Source organism: Amycolatopsis sp. NPDC114503 (genome assembly GCF_055633655.1).
This window is the reverse complement of record NZ_JBVKDT010000006.1, coordinates 86,058-104,924: the sequence shown is the minus strand read 5'-3', so window position 1 is coordinate 104,924 and position 18,867 is coordinate 86,058. Positions and strand designations below refer to the sequence as shown.

13 protein-coding genes are annotated in these 18,867 nt (G+C 69.0%); 7 read left to right on the top strand and 6 right to left on the bottom strand.

The annotated features are described in order from the left end of the window. Nucleotides 1–62 precede the first annotated feature (62 nt). Both ACZ7OI_RS25860 and ACZ7OI_RS25855 read left to right on the top strand, forming a co-directional pair. Nucleotides 63–9,140: a LamG-like jellyroll fold domain-containing protein gene (locus tag ACZ7OI_RS25860; RefSeq protein WP_470266765.1), complete on the top strand. Its 9,078-nt coding sequence runs from the start codon at nt 63–65 to the stop codon at nt 9,138–9,140. Between the two features lie 29 nt (nt 9,141–9,169). Beyond that, nucleotides 9,170–9,631, top strand: a complete 462-nt coding sequence (locus tag ACZ7OI_RS25855; protein WP_470266764.1) for a HEAT repeat domain-containing protein — start codon at nt 9,170–9,172, stop codon at nt 9,629–9,631. A gap of 68 nt (nt 9,632–9,699) precedes the next feature. Here ACZ7OI_RS25855 and ACZ7OI_RS25850 read toward each other — a convergent pair whose 3' ends face one another. Continuing rightward, nucleotides 9,700–10,371 carry a peptidylprolyl isomerase gene (locus ACZ7OI_RS25850; protein ID WP_470266763.1) on the bottom strand — a complete coding sequence of 224 codons (672 nt, stop codon included), beginning with the start codon at nt 10,369–10,371 and terminating at the stop codon, nt 9,700–9,702. A 42-nt stretch (nt 10,372–10,413) separates the two neighbouring features. Then, nucleotides 10,414–10,668: a DUF2631 domain-containing protein gene (locus ACZ7OI_RS25845; RefSeq protein WP_237598549.1), complete on the bottom strand. Its 255-nt coding sequence runs from the start codon at nt 10,666–10,668 to the stop codon at nt 10,414–10,416. A gap of 93 nt (nt 10,669–10,761) precedes the next feature. On the opposite strand from ACZ7OI_RS25845, the gene dxr reads away from it, so the two are divergent. The 4 genes from dxr to ispG all read left to right on the top strand — a co-directional run bounded on the left by dxr (nt 10,762) and on the right by ispG (nt 16,009). Then, on the top strand, nt 10,762–11,958 hold the full coding sequence (gene dxr, locus ACZ7OI_RS25840) for a 1-deoxy-D-xylulose-5-phosphate reductoisomerase (RefSeq protein ID WP_470266762.1): 1,197 nt from the start codon (nt 10,762–10,764) through the stop codon (nt 11,956–11,958). A 64-nt stretch (nt 11,959–12,022) separates the two neighbouring features. After that, complete coding sequence (locus ACZ7OI_RS25835) at nt 12,023–13,360, top strand: flavin monoamine oxidase family protein (RefSeq protein ID WP_470266761.1); 1,338 nt, start codon at nt 12,023–12,025, stop codon at nt 13,358–13,360. Between the two features lie 176 nt (nt 13,361–13,536). Next, the gene (locus ACZ7OI_RS25830) at nt 13,537–14,739 is read left to right on the top strand and encodes a M50 family metallopeptidase (RefSeq protein ID WP_470266760.1); all 1,203 of its coding nucleotides are present in this window, start codon (nt 13,537–13,539) and stop codon (nt 14,737–14,739) included. Nucleotides 14,740–14,857: 118 nt separating this feature from the next. Further along, complete coding sequence (gene ispG, locus ACZ7OI_RS25825; protein WP_337822568.1) at nt 14,858–16,009, top strand: flavodoxin-dependent (E)-4-hydroxy-3-methylbut-2-enyl-diphosphate synthase; 1,152 nt, start codon at nt 14,858–14,860, stop codon at nt 16,007–16,009. A gap of 63 nt (nt 16,010–16,072) precedes the next feature. On the opposite strand, the gene ACZ7OI_RS25820 is transcribed toward ispG, so the two are convergent. After that, entirely contained in the window at nt 16,073–16,543 is a 471-nt protein-coding gene (locus ACZ7OI_RS25820) for a nitroreductase/quinone reductase family protein (protein WP_470266759.1), read from the bottom strand. 89 nt (nt 16,544–16,632) lie between these two features. Between ACZ7OI_RS25820 and ACZ7OI_RS25815 the strand changes: the two genes are divergently transcribed. Beyond that, nucleotides 16,633–17,238, top strand: coding sequence for a TetR/AcrR family transcriptional regulator (locus ACZ7OI_RS25815; protein ID WP_470266758.1), 606 nt, complete (start codon nt 16,633–16,635; stop codon nt 17,236–17,238). Here ACZ7OI_RS25815 and ACZ7OI_RS25810 read toward each other — a convergent pair. The 3 genes from ACZ7OI_RS25810 to ACZ7OI_RS25800 are packed head-to-tail and all read right to left on the bottom strand — an operon-like array spanning nt 17,235 to nt 18,805. Then, complete coding sequence (locus ACZ7OI_RS25810) at nt 17,235–17,513, bottom strand: hypothetical protein (protein ID WP_470266757.1); 279 nt, start codon at nt 17,511–17,513, stop codon at nt 17,235–17,237. The genes ACZ7OI_RS25815 and ACZ7OI_RS25810 overlap by 4 nt on opposite strands. A gap of 7 nt (nt 17,514–17,520) precedes the next feature. After that, entirely contained in the window at nt 17,521–18,549 is a 1,029-nt protein-coding gene (locus ACZ7OI_RS25805; protein WP_470266756.1) for a DUF2891 domain-containing protein, read from the bottom strand. Nucleotide 18,550: 1 nt separating this feature from the next. Next, entirely contained in the window at nt 18,551–18,805 is a 255-nt protein-coding gene (locus ACZ7OI_RS25800; protein WP_378399009.1) for a hypothetical protein, read from the bottom strand. Between the last annotated feature and the right edge of the window lie 62 nt (nt 18,806–18,867).

The following is an 18,867-nucleotide window of genomic DNA, read 5'->3' as shown; positions in this document are numbered from 1 at the left end:
CCGGACGACCTCGATTCCTTTCCCCGGCTTCCTTTTCGCCGACTGACTTCGAGGTGGTCTCGATGTTCGCTCGTCAGGCAGCACCCGCCCACGCCCGGAAGACGTTCACCCGGCCCCTGCTCGTCGTCGTGCTGCTGGCGCTCCTCGCCGGGATGATCGGTCCAGCCGTCAATTACGGGATCCCCGGCCGGGACGACGACGCGGTGCGGCTTGCCGAAGCCATGGCCCAATCGCCCAAGCAGCAAGGCGGAACGGCCGCCGGGCAGCAGGACGAGGCGGGAGGCGCGCGGAATGCCGCCGGCCCGATGTCGCTGCAGTCGAAGTACGCCCCGATCGCGGCCGGAGCCGAGAAGGCGGCCACCAACCGGGTCAAGGTCGAGACGCCGCCGTCGCGGGCCACCGGATACGACGAAAAGACGAGCAAGGAACTGCCGGAGCGGCGTACGCCCACCGAGCGGACCTACGCCAACACCGACGGCACTCACACCACCGAGTTCAGCCAGGACCCGATCAACTACCGGACGCCGAGCGGCGAGTACCAGCCGATCGACACCACGGTCGTGCCGAAGGAGAACGGCGCGGGCTGGCGGAACGCGGGGGACAGCGTCGGGGTGGTGTTCGCGGCGGCGGGCTCCCCGGATTCCTTGGTGGACCTGAAACTCGACGAAGAACACGGGTTCGGTTTCGGCGTCGCCGACGCGGCCGGAACCGCGGGACAGGTGTCGGGCAGCAGCGTCAGCTACCGCGCGGTCCGCGAGTCCGCCGGCATCAGGTTCGACGTGGTGCCCGGCGGACTGAAGGAGACGTTGGTCCTCGACAGTCCCCAAGCGCCGACGGTGTGGGAATTCCCCTTGCGGCTCAAGGGTCTCCGTCCGTCGCTTGTGGACGGTCGGGTGGCACTGCTCGACACCGCCGGGCAGGAGCGCGCGCGGATCCCGGCGGGCTTCATGACCGACGCCGCCCGCGACCCCTCGAGCGGTGAGGCTGCCCTGTCCCGCGGCGTGACCTACCGGCTCGTGGAACGTGCCGGGAAGACCGTGCTGCGAGTGGAACTCGACGCGGCCTGGCTGCGCGATCCGGCCCGCAAGTACCCGGTCGAGGTGGACCCCAGCGTCGACACGACGGCGTCGAACGGCGGCACCGTGTTCCAGAACGGGAGCCGCCTCGACGGGTCGACCGAACTGAAGGCCGGGACGACCGGTCCGCTGCGGGCCGCCAGCTACCTGTCCTTCGGCGGGGTCGAAACCCGGCTGCGCAACCACAAGATCCTCGGCGCCCAGCTCACCCTCAAGAACACCTGGTCGTGGTCGTGCCAGCCGCGTCCGCTGACGGTGCACGGGGTCACCGCGCCGTGGAACACCGCGAGCGGCTATCCGGGACCCGGCTACGGTCCGGCGCTGGCCGACCCGTCGTTCGCGCGCGGCTACATCGGCCGCCAGCAGCACGCGTCCAGTTGCCCGTCCACCACCGAGCTCATCCCGCTCGGCCCGGCGGGCCGCGATCTGGTGCAGCGCTGGGTCACCGGCGAAAGCCCCAACTACGGGCTGACCATCCGGGCTTCGGAGACCGATCCGTACGGCTGGAAGAAGTTCACCGGGCACAACACCGCCAACCCGCCGCGGCTGTTCGTCACCCACTCCGCCTACGACGCCGAGTACCGCGTCGACCGCGGCGTCCCCGAGCCGCCGGTCACGCGCACGCAGGGCGGCAAGGTCCGGATCACGGTGACGAACCGGAGCGCCGAAACCTGGCGTGCCGCTGACTACGCGCTCGGCTACCGCGCCTTCACCGCCGCCGGCGCGCCGGTCGCTGCCCGGGAAGCCGCCGGCCTGCCCCGGGACGTTCCGCGCGGCGAGTCGGTCACGCTGGACGCGACGATCGGCGCCATCGAACCGGGGGATTACCTCTTCGACTTCAGCATGCTCCGCCGGGGCGGGCCGTGGTTCACCGACGAACAGGTCCCGCCCACCCGTCTGTCCATGACGGTCTTCGACATTCCGCCGATCGTGAAGGCCCAGTACCCGCCGAACGGCTATTCCGCGCAGACGTTGACCCCTCAGCTGTGGGTGGACGCCGTCGATGTCGACGCGCCGGTGTCCTCGGCGTTGAAGTACCGCTTCGAGGTCTGCGAGGACTACCGGAAGCAGCCGGACGGAACGCTGACCGGAGTGTCCTGTGTGGACTCCGGCTACGTGGGCAAGCGGACGTGGAACGTCCCGCCCGGCGCCCTGCGATGGAGCAAGGACTACCAGTGGCGGGCCTTCGCCTACGACGGTCATTCGGAGAGCGAGAAGCTCACCCCGAGCCACCTGCTCACCGCGGTGCCCCAGCCGGAGATCACCTCGCATCTGGCCAATGCGCCCTACAGCGGGGCGCAGCGCGACTTCGATCCTCAAACCGGCAACTACTTCTCGAGCGCCGTCGACGCGGCTCTCCAGGTGACCGGACCCGAGCTGAACATCGCGCGCACGTACAACAGCCTTGATCCCCGACGAGACCTGCTCTTCGGTTCCGGCTGGTCGACGCGTTACGACATGAAGGTCGTCCCCGACGACGACGGCTCCGGCAACGTCGTGGTGACCTATCCCGACGGGCAGCAGGTACGGTTCGGCCGCAACCACGACGGCTCCTTCGCCGCTCCGCCCGGGCGCCAGGCCAACTTCCGCGCCGAGGTCGAGGCGAACGGCGGCGGCTGGGTCCTCACCGACAAAGCTTCGACGTTGTACCGCTTCCGGCCCGACGGCCGGCTCATCGCGGTGTACGACCAGGCCGGGCACTACGTCGAACTCGACTACGGCACCCCCGAACACCTCAAGCGGATCATCAGCCGCACGAGCGACCGGATCCTGTACTTCACGTGGACCGGCAACCACGTGACGTCCGTGGCGACCGACCCGATCGACGGCAAGCAGCTCACCTGGACCTACAGCTACGACGGCGACAAGCTGACGAAGGTGTGCGATCCGAACAACGGGTGCACCAGCTACGACCACGTCGCGGGTTCGCACTACCGGAGTTCGGTCGTGGATTCGCGGCCGTCCTCGTACTGGCGGTTCGGCGAGACGAACGGCACTGTGGCGGCGAGCCAGAACGGGCTCAAACTCGGCAAGGACAACGGGACCTACAAGGACGTCGTCCTGGGCCAGCCCGGCCCGCTGAAGGACGGCGCGGACACCGCCGCGTCCTTCAACGGCACGTCGTCGGTGGTCACCGTGCCGGACGGCCTGGTGCGCAAGAACCGTGATCTCGCCATCGAGATGTGGTTCAAGACCACTCAGGGCGGACCGCTGTTCGGCTATCAGCGGGCGCCGATCGGCAGCACGCCCACCGGCGCGGTGCCGGTGCTCTACGTCGGAACCGACGGCAAGCTGCGCGGGCAGTTCTGGAACGGGGGCGTCGGGCCGATCACCTCGGCGGAGGCCGTCAACAACGACCAGTGGCACCACGTGGTGCTTTCCGGGTCGCTCGCGACGCAGACGCTGTACCTGGACGGACGGAAAGTCGGCAGCGCCCAAGGCGAGATCTCGCACGACGACGTCGTCTACAACCAGATCGGCGCCGCCTACACCGTGCCGCCGTCGGCATGGCCGGCGTGGGGCGCCGAGCCGCGCCGGTTCTTCTCCGGCCAGATCGACGAGGTGGCCTTCTACGAGTACCCGGTCGGACCCACGACCGCGCAGGCCCACTTCCAGGCAGGCGCGGGCGCCGACTACCTCTCGAAGATCACTCTGCCGAGCGGCCGGGTCGCCGCGCAGCTGTCCTACAACACCGCCGCCGACCGGCTGTCCGAGGTCACCGATCGGGACGGCGGCCGCTGGAAGCTCGGCGCACCGGTGGTAACCGGCACCGAGAGCAACCTGATCCGCACGACCCAGATCTCCGATCCGGGGAACCGTCCGCATTTCTACGACTACGACCCGATGCGCGGCCGGATCCTGCGTTATGTCGCGCCGCTGGGCCTCGGCCTGCGTCCCGAGGATCGTCGGGACAACACGGGAGCGCCCGCTCCGCCGGAACCGCCGTGCGACCCGTCGGCGCCGCCCAAACCGGACGAGCCGTCCTACTGCGGCGGTCCGGTCAATGGCGGCGGTCCCTGGACGGGCGGCCCGGTCACGGGACTGGGCGTGCGGACCTACGAGTACGACGACAAGGGTTTCCAGACCACTGTCGGCGACGAACTCGGCAACGTCCTGGTGTTCACCAACGACGAGCGCGGCAACGTGGTGGCGCGCAAGTCGTGCCGGGTATCGCCGGGTGACTGCCAGACCAGCTACTACAGCTACTACCTGAACTCCGCCGACGTCACCGATGCGCGCAACGACAAGCTGTTGTCGGCGAAGGACGCGCGTTCCTCCGGCTCCGGCGACGCGAAGTACGCCACGACGTACACCTACACCGATCTGGGTGTGCGCGGCCTGGTGCAGACGAAGACGACGCCCGACGGCGCGACGACCCGGTACCGGTACACGGAAAGCTCCGACGCCGCAGTCGGGGGAGGGAACACCCCGGCAGGGCTGATCGCGCTGATCACCGACCCCCGCGGCGGCGAGACGCGGTACTCGTACTTCCGCAACGGCGACCTGGCTCAGGTGGTCGATCCTGCCGGGCTGACCACGACCTACACCTACGACGTATTCGGCAGGCCGCTGACCGAAACCAAGAAGAGCGACTCGAACCCCGGCGGCTTGACGACGACCTACGGCTACGACGCGCTCTCGCACCAGGTGTCGGTGACGAGTCCCGGCGTCGTCAATCCGCTCGACAACGTCACCCACACTGCGCAGACAGTGTCGGCTTACGACCCCGACGGCAATCTCCTCCGGACTGAGGCGAAGGACCTGACCGGCGGGGACGCCGCCCGGGTCACGGCCTACGCCTACGACAACTTCGGCCGCCGAAGCCAGGAGACCGACGCCGAGGGCGGCAACACGTTCTACGGCTACGACCCGTTCGGCAACAAGACGTGGATGGTCGATCCGGGCGGGAACAAGTACGAATACGGCTACACGGCGCGCAACGCCCTGGCCGAGGTCCGGCTGCGCGCCTGGCACGGCCAAGCCACCGACCCGTCCACCGGTGCCGGGGACCAGGACGGCGAAGGGGACACCTCGGCACTGCCGACCCTGGTGCTCGACTCCTACGGGTACGACTTCGCGGGGCGCCGGATCCGGCACACCGACTCGATGGGCCGGACCACCAAATACCAGTACTTCGACGACGGCAAGCTGTGGCGCACCATCGCCCGTGACGTCCGGGACCCGGACAACCCGAACGCGGCGAAACGCGACGTCAAGCTGGAAGAGCTCAGCTACGACGCCGCGGGCAACGTCGTCAAGCGGCTGGCGCCCGGCGGCCTGGTCACCACGTACGAGTACGACGCCACGGGGCGGGGCACCGCGCAGACGGCGGATCCGGGCGGCCTCGCCAACCGCGTCGAGTGGACGTACGCGCCGGGAGGCGACGTCACCAGGGCCCAGCACACCGGTGCCAGCTCGAACAGCACCCGGGCCGATGTCGGCCGTGTCGAGACCGTCGAGTACGGCTACGACGTCGCGGGGCGGCAGACGAGCGCGTCCGTGGTGAACGGTTCCTCGGGCAAGCTCACCACCAGCTACACCTACGACCAGCGTGGCCTGGTCACCTCGGTCACGGCACCGCGCGGCAACGCCGAGGGTGCCGATCCCGCACAGTTCACCACGAACTTCGAGTATGACAGGTCCGGGCTCGCCAGCTCGGTCGTCTTCCCGCCCGCCGCGGCGGAAAGTGCTGGGGGACAAGCGGTTCAGACTCGTGCTCGCGAGACGACCGGCTATAACGCCTTCGGCGAGCCCACCGGCGCGCGGGACGCGAACGGCAATGTCAGCGGCACGACCTACGACCGCGTGGGCCGGGCCGTCGAGCAGGCGTCGCCCGGATACCGCAAGCCCGGCGAAAGCGCCGCGGCGAAGGCGATCACCAAGACACGCTACGACGCACTGGGCAATGTCCTGTCGGAGACCAATCCGGTGGGCGCGACTACGCGGTTCCGCTACGACCAGCTCAACCGGCTGGTGGAGCGCGTCGACCCGAAACCCGACGCGGGAGACCAGCCGGGCGGAGTCTGGAGCTACACCTACACGACCGCGGGCGAGCAACTGTCCGAAATGGACCCGACAGGCGCCAGGACGGAGGCGACCTACGACGATCTCGGCCGCCAGCTCACCGCTACGAAGCTCGAACGGCGCCCGGAACCGGCGGCGTACACGACCCAGCTCCGCTACGACGACGCGGACAACCTCGTTTCGACCACGTCCCCGACGGGTGAGGCGACGAAGCACGCGTACGACGTGCTCGGCCGGCGCGTCTCCACCACCGATCCCGCGGGCGTGGTCACTCAGCGGGGATATGACCTGTCCGGGAACCAGGTCCGGGCCTCCGACGGTCTCGGCCGCACGACCTACCTGACCTTCGACGGCGCGGGCCGCAACATCGGGGCCTACTGGTACGCCCCGGACGAGCACCTCCTGCGCAAGACGTCGGCGGGCTACGACCAGGACGGCAACCGGATCTCGGTGACCGACGCGCTGCTGCGCACGACGAAGTTCGCCTACGACAACCGCGGGCGGCTCGTGCAGCAGCAGGAACCCGTGTCGGACAAGGAAACCATCACCACGTCGTTCGGCTACGACGCGGCGGGCAACCGTACCCGCAGCACTGACGGCCGCGGCAACGCCACGATCCAGACCTACAACGCGCTGGGACTGCCGGAGTCGGTCGTCGAACCCGCGACCGCCGCTCACCCGACCCCCGCCGACCGCACGTGGACGGCGGCCTACGACCTCAACGGTCAGGGCCTGACCCTCCAAGAACCCGGTGGGGTCACGCGTCAGCGGACCGTCGATGCGTTGGGGCGTTTGACGGCGGAGACCGGCTCCGGGGCGGCCGAGCCGACGACCGAACGCAAGCGGCGTTTCGACGCCGCGGGGCGGCTGCTGGGCGTGAACACGCCCACGGGCGAGGAAACCTTTGCCTACAACGATCGTGGCGAACTGCTGACCAGCACGGGGTCGGCGACCGGAACGTCGACCTACGGCTACGACGCGGCCGGGCGCCTGACCCAGCGCGTCGACGGTGCGGGGACGGCGACCTTCTCCTATGCCCAGGGCAGGCTGGCGGCCCAGCAAGACGGGTTGACCGGCGTCAAGCAGACGGTCGGGTACGACGGCGCCGGCGCGTTGGCGTCGGTCGACTACGGTTCCGGCCGGACGAGGACGTATTCCTACGACGACCTCGGCCGCCAGACCGGCGATGTGGTCAAGGGCTCCGATGGCGCGTCGTTGGCGTCGATGACCTACGGCTACGACGCCGACGATCGGCTTACGAGCAAGAAGACGGCCGGGTTCGCCGGAGCGGGCGACAACGCTTACGGCTACGACTACGCCGGGCGTCTGACGTCGTGGACCGCGGGTGACAAGACCGTCGACTATGGCTGGGACGCCTCGGGCAACCGCGTCAAGGCGGGGGACAAGACCGCGACGTTCGACGAGCGGAACCGTCAGCTGACCGACGGCGCGGACACCCTGCGATGGAGTCCGCGCGGAACCCTGGAATCCCGTGGAGGCGTCGCGTTCGGGTTCGACGCGTTCGACCGCGCGGTCACGCAGGGTGGCGCCTCCTACTCGTACGACGGTCTGGACCGGACTTCGGGACGTGCCGACAAGACGTTCTCCTACGACGGCCTGAGCCTGAACCTGACCTCGGACGGCACGTCGAGCTTCTCTCGGTCGGCAGGCGGCGACCTGCTCTCGCAGCGTCCGGACGGCGGTGCGGGGCAGTTGGCACTCACCGACCGGCACTCCGACGTCGTGGGCGGCCTCGATCCCTCCGCGAGTGCTCTGACGGGCTCGGCGAGCTTCGATCCTTTCGGGACGAAGACCGGTTCCGCCGGGGCGACGTCCGCACTCGGCTTCCAGTCGGACTACACCGACCCGGACACCGGCTCGGTCGACATGGGCGCGCGCTGGTACGCCCCGGGTACGGGCTCCTTCAGCGCACGGGACGACGTCTCGCTGCCGGCGGACCCGTCCGTGGCTTCGAACCGCTACACCTACGGAAACGCGTCGCCAGCCAACTACACCGACCCGGACGGCCACTGCCCGATCTGTGTCGTGATCATCATTCACCTCGGTGTCGAGGTCGCCGTGGACCTCATCTTCGAGGGCACCGCGAATGCACCCGGCTATCACGGCAGCCCGGGCAACTACCGCACGGACGGCTGGAGCAAGAGCGATCGGGGCTGGAATCCTTCCTACCGGTCCTCCTACTCCGACTCGGGTACTGGCGCAGGTCCCGCACCAGGACGTCGCGGGGGCCACGGTGTCGGACCACGCGGCCGGCACGGTCACGGTGTCGCCGCATCGCACGGCCGGCACGGACACGGCGGCGGCTCCGCCTGGAAGCCCGCCCCGCCGCCTCCGCCGCCGGGCATCAAGGCACGCCAGGACGCCTGGGAACGCGCCCTGCGGGTCTCCGACGCCATTCCCGCCGACGCGCAGAAGAACTACCTGGTCGACGGGACGACGTCGAGCAACCCGAACCTTCCCGCCAGCCGGGTGTCCGGAACCGCGGACGGCCTGCAGGACGCGACCGAGCTCTACCGGATCTTCCGGGACATCGTCCGGGGACCCAACGGCGAAGTGGTGCAGAACGTTCAGCAACTGCCCATGTCGGAGCTGGCCGCGCAAGGCAAGGTCGAAGTCTTCTACCGGGCTATGTCCAATGAGGAATTCGAGTCGTTCAAAAAGCGCGGAATCTGGCCCAAGAACGGGGAAAGCATGGTTACCCGGGAGTTGAATTACATTCGCAAGGCGATTCCAGTGAGTAAAGCGGGCCATTATGACGTCTTGGTGACGATGTACACTGCTCGTGGGACAGAGCAGAAATTGCTAGACCGTGGAGCGATTAACAGGAAGGGTATAGCCGAAGAGATTCGGAATAGGGGCTTGGACTATCTTCCTGCGTTGGAGTCCGGGAATGTCGACCAGGTGCACGTCAAGGCTGAGCGGGACCATATCAACTACGGGCTGCGTGGAAAGGGTGTAGGATCGTCGGCTATGTTCAATGATCAGATAGTCGGCTACGATCGGGGTCCGCTGCCGTGAATTTGGATTTCGCGAAGTTCGATGAATTCGTGCGCGCGACCAAACCCGGAGGCCGGAGCGACCTCAGTTTCTTGGCGGAAACTCCCCGCGTCGAAGAGTTGATCACTCGTGGGCTGCGGGAAAATCTGGCCCGCTCCGACTGGCGGTGGTTTCAGACCTATCTTTCTCTGGCCGGAAATCGCCCCTCGGCCCAGTATGTGCCGGTGTTCGCCGAGGCATTGGATCTGCGTGACGGGAACGTCAATCCGGGGGACGTGCTCGCCTATCTGCTTGACATCAAGGATCCTTCGTCAGTGCCCGCGATCGAACGCGCGTTGCACTGGCGGCCGGACTGGGACGAGTTCCACGACTTGGCGTTCAAGGCGCTCGACGCACTGCTGGCCATTGACGACGACGCGGCGTGGCGGGTTATCGAGTCGGTGCGAGACGACGACAGGGAGCGTGTCCGCGAGATCGCGAGGCGGGTCCTGGCCGAGCGCGCGAACGGCTGACCGGCGGCGAAACAGCGGAACGGCGGTACGCGGAAATCATCGCGTACCGCCGTTCCGCCGGACAGCGCTCAAATTCCGAACGTGACTCGTTCGATCTTGACCGGCTTGGCCGGGAGACCGTCGAGCGGGCCGCGTTCGCTCGGGATGATCCCGGCCGCCACGATCCGGTCCAGTACGTCCATGCCGCGCACCACGCGCCCCAGCACCGAGTAGTTCGCCGGGATATGCGCGAACGAGTGCACGATGAAGAACTCCGACCCGTTCGTCCCCGGGCCCTGGTTGCCCATCGCGACAGTGCCGCGCTCGTAGGTCTCCTTGCCGCTGACCTCGTCCGGGAATTTGTAGCCGGGGCCGCCCTTTTCGACCTCGTAGATGTCACCGCACTGCAGGACGCCGAGGCGTGCGGAGTTCGTCAGCCGCCAGCACTGCGAGTGGTCGTAGAAGCGCTGCAGCACCAGGCTCGCCATGTTCGCGACGCCGCACGGGGCCGCTCCGCCGCTGTCGAGGCGGACGGTGACCGGGCCGTAGTTGTAGTGGAAGGTGACGTCGATCGTCCCGCGGGTGAGCGCGAACGGCAGCGGGCGCAGCACGGGACGCGCGGCCGGATTGTCCGGCGTCGGCGTGAAGGTGCATTTCACCACCGGCGGCTTCACCGAAGGGGCAGCGCTGGCCGGGGCCGCGGTGCACAGGGAAAGACCGGCGATGACGGCGGCGGCGAGCGCGGCCCAGCGTGGCTTCATGGGCCCGGAAACTAGCGAATCCGGGGCCGTCGGCGCCAGGGCTTACTTGCGCCAGGCGGTGCGGCTCTTGCGCAGGTCGAGCAGCAGGAGCAGGACGATGAACGCCGCCAGCCCGACGAGCCACACGTTCTCGGTGTTGTTCTCGTGGTTGCCCTTGATCATCACCAGCAGGATGGCCGCGGACACCCAGCCCGCGATGCGGGTGGCCTTCGGGAACGAGCCGTGCCAGCCCCACTCCGCCGACGGCTCGTCGCGCGGGTCGACCTCGGGGCGCTTCTCGACCGCCTTGCCTGCCACGACCACTCCTTCACACCGCCTGACATTGTGCCCTCGCATGATCCCACACCGCTGGCCGCCGCGCGGACACGACCCGGGCCATAATGCTTGCTGATGACTACTTCGCGAAGCGTCCTCGTGCTGGGCTCCACCGGGTCCGTCGGGACCCAGGCGCTCGACGTCGCCGCACGTAACCCGCATTTGTTCACGATCGCCGGCCTCGCCGCCGGCGGTTCCGATCCGGCGACGCTCGCCGAGCAGGCGATCGCGCACGAAGTAGCGGCCATCGCCGTGACGAAGCCCACGGCGGTCGAGGACGTGCAGCTCGCGCTGTACGCCGAGGCGCAGCGCCGGGGGTACTCGAAGGGCGAGTTCCGCCTCCCGCGCATCCTCGCCGGCGCCGACGCGGTCGGCGAGCTGATCGATTCGGTGCCGGTCGACGTCGTGCTCAACGCCGTGCCCGGTTCTCAAGGCCTCGACCCGACGCTGCGCGCGCTCGCCACCGGCGCGACGCTCGCGCTGGCCAACAAGGAATCCCTGATCGCGGGCGGTCCGCTGGTGCTCGCCGCGGCGAAGCCGGGACAGCTGGTGCCCGTCGACTCCGAGCATTCGGCGATGGCGCAGGCGCTGCGGTCCGGGGAGGACAACGAGGTCGCGCGGCTCGTGCTCACCGCGTCCGGCGGTCCGTTCCGCGGGCGGAAGCGCGCGGACCTCGGCGAGGTCACCGTCGAGCAGGCGATGGCGCATCCGACCTGGTCGATGGGCCCGCTGATCACCATCAACTCGGCGACGCTCGTGAACAAGGGCCTGGAGCTGATCGAGGCGTCGCTGCTGTTCGGCATCGAACCGGCGCGGATCGACGTGACGGTGCACCCGCAGTCGATCGTGCACTCGATGGTCACCTTCGCCGACGGCTCCACCATCGCCCAGGCGAGCCCGCCGGACATGCGGCTGCCGATCGCGCTGGCGCTGAACTGGCCGCACCGCGTGCCCGGCGCGGCCGCCGCGTGCTCCTGGGACACCGCGGCGACCTGGACGTTCGAGCCGGTCGACAACGAGGCGTTCCCGGCCGTCGAGCTGGCTCGCGAAGCGGGTACCGCGGGCGGCTGCCTGCCCGCGGTTTACAACGCGGCGAACGAGGAATCGGTGGCCGCGTTCCTCGCGGGCAAGGCCCGGTTCCTGTCGATCGTGGACACCGTTTCGCGGGTGGTGTCCGACGCGGACGAATGGCGGCGCGAACCCCGCGACGTCGCGGACGTGCTGGCCGCCGAGCAGTGGGCCCGCACCCGGGCCGCCGAACTGCTGGGGTGATCGCGGTCCCCCGTTCGGGGGCTTCTCGCGCGCGGTTCCGGCAGTTCCGGTCGATCCTGGCGGCATGACGAGCTACGGCGAGGTCGACGTCGCGGTGGTCGGTGCGGGATTCGCCGGACTGAGCGCGGCGGAAGCGCTGACGGACGCGGGGCTGTCGGTGCGCGTGCTGGAAGCGCGGCCGCGGGTCGGCGGCCGGGTGCTGACCCGGTATCTGCCGGACGGCACCCAGCTCGACCTGGGCGGCCAGTGGATCGGCCCTTCCCAGACCAAGATCACGGCGTTGGCCGAGAAGCACGGCGTCGGCATCTATCCCACTCCCGGCGAGGGGGAGATGGTCGTCGAGTACGGCGGGCAGCGGGTGCCGGACACCCCGCCGGAAGCCGCCGCGGTGCTCGCCGAACTGGACGCGCTGGCGCGGGAAATCGTCGTCGACCAACCGTGGACGAGCCCGCGCGCGGCCGAATGGGACCAGTGCACGTTCGCGTCCTGGCTCGCGGCGAAAGACTTGCCGCAAGCGGCTTTCCGGTTCCTCGACCGCGTGGTTTCCGGCGGTTTGCTCGCGGGCAGCGCGGCGGAGACGTCCTTGCTGGAGACGCTCTTCTACCTTGCCAGCGCGGGCGGCGTGGAGCCGTTGCTCGGGTACGAGGGCGGGGCGCAGGACAGCCGGATCGTCGGGGGAGCCCAGCAGATCGCCGAACAGATGGCCGCCGCGCTGCCGCCGGGAACCCTGCGGCTGGGCGACCCGGTGACCGCGATCGAGTACGACGACGACGCGGCGCGCGTGCACACTCGCACCACCTGCTGGCAGGCCGCCCGAGTGATCGTCGCGATCCCGCCGTCGCTCGCCGGGAGGGTGCGCTACGACCCGCCGTTGCCCGCGCTCCGGGACGGCATCTTCCAGCGGATGCCCGCGGGCACCGCGCTGAAGGTCCACGCGATCTACCCCGAGCCGTTCTGGCACGAGGCCGGGCTTTCCGGCGTGGCCCGTTCGACGGACGGCGTCCTCACCGAGACCGTCGACAACACTCCGCCCGGCTCGCCCCGGGCCGTGCTGACCGGGTTCGTGTACGGCGCGGATGCCGTCGCGCTGCGGCGCGAGCGTCCTGAGGTCCGCCGCCGCCTGGTGCTCGACCACCTCGCCGTGCTCTTCGGCCCGCGAGCACAGGAGGCCGAGGACTTCGTGGAGTTCGACTGGCTCGGCGAGGAATGGACGAGGGGCTGTTTCTCCGGACACTTCGTCCCCGGAGCGTGGACCACTTTCGGCCCGGTGCTGCGGCAGCCGGCGGGGCCGGTGCACTGGGCGGGCACCGAGACGGCGACGCGCTGGAACGGCTACTTCGACGGCGCGGTCGAGTCCGGGCAGCGGGCCGCCGGGGAAATCATCGCGGACCTGGCAAGCTGAGCGCGACCGGTGCGCGAAGCGGCACCGGTCGATGCAACACTGGTTTCACGCTGGCGGCGGATACTTGAACCCGTAACTTTGTCGGGTGGTCTCACCGCTTGCGGAAGCCGTGGAAGACGACGAAACCTGCCGCCACCGCATCGCGGGTCGCGGCTGAGGGGTGAGGTGCAAGGCCCGTGCTTGCCTATGTGATCGGCGTGGTGCTCTTCGCGCTCGCGATCTGTGTTTCGGTCGCGTTGCACGAGGCGGGCCACATGGTCACCGCCCGGATGTTCGGGATGCGGGTCCGCCGGTACTTCGTCGGCTTCGGGCCGACGGTGTTCTCCTTCCGGCGCGGCGAGACCGAGTACGGCCTCAAGGCGATCCCGCTCGGCGGCTTCTGCGACATCGCGGGCATGACCGCGCTCGACGAGGTCACCCCGGAAGAAGCGCCGCGCGCGATGTGGCGGTTCAAGGCCTGGAAGCGGACCGTCGTGATGTCGGCCGGTTCCATCACGCACTTCCTGCTCGGCTTCATCGTGCTGTTCATCATGGCGGCGACCATGGGCCTGCCGAACGTCGACCAGAAGCCGATCGTCTCGACCATCTCCGACTGCGTCCGCGGCGGCACCACGGTCGACCAGGTCAACAACCCGGTCTGCCAGCCCGGCGACCCGGCCCCGGCGAAGAAGGCGGGCCTGCTGCCCGGCGACGTCGTGGTCTCGGTGGCGGGCAAGCCGACCCCGACCTGGACCGAGATGGTGACCCAGGTCAAGGCGGTCTCCGGGCCGGTCCCGGTGGTCGTGGAGCGCGGCGGGTCGCAGCAGACGTTCGTCGTGGACGTGCCGAAGGTGACCCGGCCCGCCGCGAACGGCGGCACCGAATCGGTGGGCGCGGTCGGCGTCGGGGTCGCGCGCAGCATCCAGTACAGCGCGGTCGGCGCGTTCGGCGGCGCGGCGTCGTTCACCGGCGACATGTTCGCCCGCACCTGGGACGGGCTGATGGCCTTCCCGAAGCGCATCCCGGCGGTCTTCAACTCGATCTTCGGCGCCGAGCGCGACCCGGACACCCCGGTCAGCGTCGTCGGCGCGAGCAGGCTCGGCGGCGAGGCGGTCGAGGCCGGGCTGTGGCAGGTCTTCCTGCTGCTGCTGGCCAGCCTGAACTTCTTCATCGGCGTGTTCAACCTGCTGCCGCTGCTGCCGATGGACGGCGGGCACATCGCGATCGTCTGGTACGAGAGGGTCCGCGACTGGCTGCGCGGACTGCGCGGCAAACCCGCGGGCGGCCCGGTCGACTACACGAAGCTGTCCGCGATCACGATGGTGTTAGTGGTGATCGGCGGCGGCGTCACGCTGCTCACGGTGACGGCCGACATCGTCAATCCGATCCGCCTGCAGTAACCGCGCGCACCGGCCGGGTCACGCCCGCGTGCCCGGCCGCCCGACCGGGGGTAACGCTGCTCACCGCGTCGGCTGACTTCGTTGAAACGCGCCCGGGTGGGGTGGGTACGCTGGAAGCGTGACCGTCGCGTTAGGTATGCCCGCTCTGCCCCCGCCCGTCCTCGCCGAGCGTCGCAAGACCCGCCAGCTGATGGTGGGGTCGGTGGGCGTCGGCAGCGACCACCCGATCTCGGTGCAGTCGATGACCACGACGCTGACCTCCGACGTCAACGCCACCCTGCAGCAGATCGCCGAACTGACCGCGGCCGGCTGCGACATCGTGCGCGTCGCGTGCCCGTCGGCCGACGACGCCGAGGCGCTGCCCGCGATCGCGAAGAAATCGCAGATCCCGGTGATCGCCGACATCCACTTCCAACCCAAGTACGTGTTCGCCGCGATCGAGGCCGGTTGTGCCGCGGTGCGGGTGAACCCGGGCAACATCCGCAAGTTCGACGACCAGGTCAAGGAAATCGCCCAGGCGGCGAAGGACCACGGCACGCCGATCCGGATCGGCGTCAACGCCGGGTCGCTCGACAAGCGGCTGCTCGAGAAGTACGGCAAGGCCACCCCGGAGGCGCTCGCCGAATCGGCGATGTGGGAGGCGTCGCTGTTCGCCGAGCACGATTTCCACGACATCAAGATCTCGGTCAAGCACAACGACCCGGTCGTGATGGTGCGCGCGTACGAGATCCTCGCCGAGCAGTGCGACTACCCGCTGCACCTCGGCGTCACCGAGGCCGGGCCCGCGTTCCAGGGCACGATCAAGTCCGCCGTCGCGTTCGGCGCGCTGCTGCGCCAGGGCATCGGCGACACCATCCGGGTGTCGCTGTCCGCGCCGCCGGTGGAAGAGGTCAAGGTCGGCACGCAGATCCTGCAGTCGCTGAACCTGCGGCCGCGGAAGCTGGAGATCGTGTCGTGCCCGTCGTGCGGGCGCGCGCAGGTGGACGTCTACACCCTCGCCGACCAGGTCACCGCCGGGCTGGAGGGGATGGAGATCCCGCTGCGCGTCGCGGTGATGGGCTGCGTCGTGAACGGTCCCGGCGAGGCGCGCGAGGCCGACTTGGGCGTCGCGTCCGGCAACGGCAAGGGCCAGATCTTCGTGAAGGGCGAGGTCATCAAGACCGTGCCGGAGCACGCGATCGTGGAAACCCTGATCGAAGAGGCCATGCGGATCGCCGAGGAATCCGGCGAGAGCATCGGCGAGGGCGCGCCGAGCGTCACTGTCGGCTGAGTTTTCCGTCCGTGAAGGGCTCCTTGAGGGAATCTGATCCCTCAAGGAGCCCTTCACGGCTTTTCAGCGGCGTTCCAGGAGGACGACCGGGATCTGTCGCCCGGACGCGGCCTCGAATTCGGCGAATTTCGGGACCAGGGCGATCTGCTCCGCCCAGATCTTGGCGCGTTCCTCCCCAGCGGTCAGCCGTGCTTCGACCGGGATCTCTCCCGCGCCCGTCTCGACGACGGTCCGCGGATTCGCCATGAGATTGCGGTACCACGCCGGGTCGTGCGGACTGCCGCCGTGCGTCCCGAACACGGCCCAGTTGTCGCCGACCGGCTGGTAGAACAGCGGGCTGATCCGCGTCTTCCCGGTCTTCGCCCCGACGTGGTGCACGAGAATCAGCGGCATCCCCTTTTCCGGAAATCCCGGCATGTACGGCGGTACCGGACGGCCTGCGGTGAATTCTTCCGGGCTGCTCCACGCGACATATCCGGCGTTTTCCCGGAATTCGGCGCGGATCCGGACATTCCAGTCGTCGAGGGTGGCCACGACATCTCCTTCACTAGGCGGAGCACTTGCTCCGCAAAGTAGCACACTAGGAGGAGCGCGTGCTCCGTCTAAGCGAGTATGCTCGGCGCATGGCCGTGGCTGAACCGCACCTCCCCACCCGTCGTCGCGCCCTTCGCGCGGACGCGATCCGCAACCGGGAGGCGATCGTCGAAGCCGCTGCCGAGGTGATGGCGGAGCAGGGAGCCGCGGTCGACGTGCGAGAGATCGCGCGGCGCAGCGGGGTCGGCATGGGCACGCTGTACCGGCACTTCCCGAAGAAGGAAGACCTGGTCCGGACGGTTTTGGACCAGGACTTCTCCCGATGGGCCGAGGCCTCGCGCCAAGCGGCGATCGAGGCGGCGGACCCCTGGGCGGCGCTGACCGACTTCTACCGGCAGGCGTTGTCCGGCTGCGCCCGGCATCGCGCGATCATGGAAAGCTTCGCGCTGACGTGGACGGACCCCGATCCGGCGGGGATTCCGCAGTTGCGCGCGGTTCTGGAGGAGCTGCGGGCTCGGGCGGCGGAGTTGCTGCGTCCTGGGGTCACGACGGACGATTTGGTGCTGTTGCTGATTTCTCTGGGGTACGCGGCGCAGTTCACGGATCAGTGCCGTCCGCACATGTGGAACCGGTTGCTGCTGGTTTCGCTGGACGGGTTGCGAGCGGAGCACCGGGAGCCGTTGCCGGAAAGCTAATCGCCTCCGCCGGGGGTGATGGCGAGTCCGCGGCGCGGATCCGGTACGGCTTCGAGCGCCGTCCTGACTGCGGGCTGGTCGCAGAATTCGTCGCGGATGGACTCAGTCCTGAAGGCGATCTCGAAAACGACGCCGCGTTCGTGCGTCCGCCACGACCATCGCACGGCGCGGTCGAGGAGCGCGGCTGTGAGGAGAGCGTCGGAGTAGGTGCGGCGCCAGGAGCTCGCCGGGACTTCTCCGTCGAGTACTTCGATGAGCAGCCAGGGATCCGACACTGTGCCTCTATTCGGCGTCGCTCAGGAGGAGCAACGCGTAGTAGGCCAAGAAATGCTCCACCGCATACGGCCCCTCGGTCACTTGCGGCAACGAGACAGCCGCGTGCTCCCGCGAAGCCGCCTCGATCGCCGCAACCCGGCCGTCGCCGCTCGGCAACGCGGCCGCGATCCGCCGCCAGCACCACGCGCGATGCAGATTGAGCCCGTGCAGGTGGGCGATCAACCCGTCGGAAGCGTCAGTCACCACCGCTGGCGTGAACAACGCCGCCGGGTTCCGGTCGGCGATTCCGGGCAGGAAACCCTCCAACCAGACACCGAAGTCGGCGGCGGACATGAGGTGGCTCATCAGCTCAGCCTCGGCCAGCGCGGGGGTGAGGAAGTCGGCACCGGACGGTTCCCAGGCACCGGGGTAGTCGCGGTCTGCGCCGAACCAACGCCAGGCCGTTTCGGCGATCACCTCTCGCAGGTGCGGTTCGCCCCGGGACGCCAGGTAGTCGGCGTACGGCAGCGCGCGCGAGAGCCCGAAAGCGCCGTTCTCGTGCAGCCCGTAGCGGATCGGGTACGTGACCTTCGGCAGCCAGTCGAGAAAACGGGAGACGAAAAGCCTGCTCAACGGCTGGAGGGCAGCGGACCAGCGCGCGGCGTCCGGGTCGTCCCAGGTGGCGGTTTCCCTGGCCAACGCCAGCAAGATCGACCAGCCGTACGGCCGTTGGGTCGTGCGATGGTGCTCCGGCGCGAAGTAGGCGGCTTCGGCGGCCAACGCGGGCTCGGTGAGGTGCGCATTGAGCAGCGCACGGATCTCCGCGGCCGGGACGAGGGACGGGTAGTGGCGCAGCAGATGTGCCAGCACCCAGAACATTTCGACGCACGAATGCCAGTCGAAGCTGCCGTAGAAGCACGGGTGCAGCTCGCGGATCGGCGGAACGGGAGCGTCGTCGATGCGCCAGTGGCTCTCGTAATGCGGGTACTCGCGCACGACGTTGGTCAGCGCGATCTCCGCGAACTCGCCGGCGTGCACGGACAGCAGCCCGGCCATGTCAGCCGCGCAGGTGATGTTGTGCGGCTTCGCGGATCTGCAGCCGCACGTTCTCCAGCGAGGCCGCGACCTCGTCGATCTGCCGGATCGCGATCTGCACCGACCCCTGGATCGCCGTCGCGGAGCCGGTTTCGCCGAGCAGGCCGAGCACCTGGGCCTGCAGAGCCTCCAGTTCCTCCTTGGTGGCGAGAGCGATTCCGGTCGGCACCTGGTCGGCCAGCAGTTCGAGCTGCTGCGCCTGTTCCTGGATCGTCATCGGGCTTCTCCTCGTCGTGGGGACCGCCCTCCCGTGGTAGCAGAATTCGCCCGCGTCCGGGG

Excerpts from the sequence above, each read along its gene's own strand:
- ACZ7OI_RS25860 (WP_470266765.1), top strand. The coding sequence starts at position 63 with ATGTTCGCTCGTCAGGCAGCACCCGCCCACGCCCGGAAGACGTTCACC.
- ACZ7OI_RS25850 (WP_470266763.1), bottom strand. The coding sequence starts at position 10,371 with ATGAAGCCACGCTGGGCCGCGCTCGCCGCCGCCGTCATCGCCGGTCTT.
- dxr (WP_470266762.1), top strand. The coding sequence starts at position 10,762 with ATGACTACTTCGCGAAGCGTCCTCGTGCTGGGCTCCACCGGGTCCGTC.
- ACZ7OI_RS25835 (WP_470266761.1), top strand. The coding sequence starts at position 12,023 with ATGACGAGCTACGGCGAGGTCGACGTCGCGGTGGTCGGTGCGGGATTC.
- ACZ7OI_RS25815 (WP_470266758.1), top strand. The coding sequence starts at position 16,633 with ATGGCCGTGGCTGAACCGCACCTCCCCACCCGTCGTCGCGCCCTTCGC.
- ACZ7OI_RS25805 (WP_470266756.1), bottom strand. The coding sequence starts at position 18,549 with ATGGCCGGGCTGCTGTCCGTGCACGCCGGCGAGTTCGCGGAGATCGCG.
- ACZ7OI_RS25800 (WP_378399009.1), bottom strand. The coding sequence starts at position 18,805 with ATGACGATCCAGGAACAGGCGCAGCAGCTCGAACTGCTGGCCGACCAG.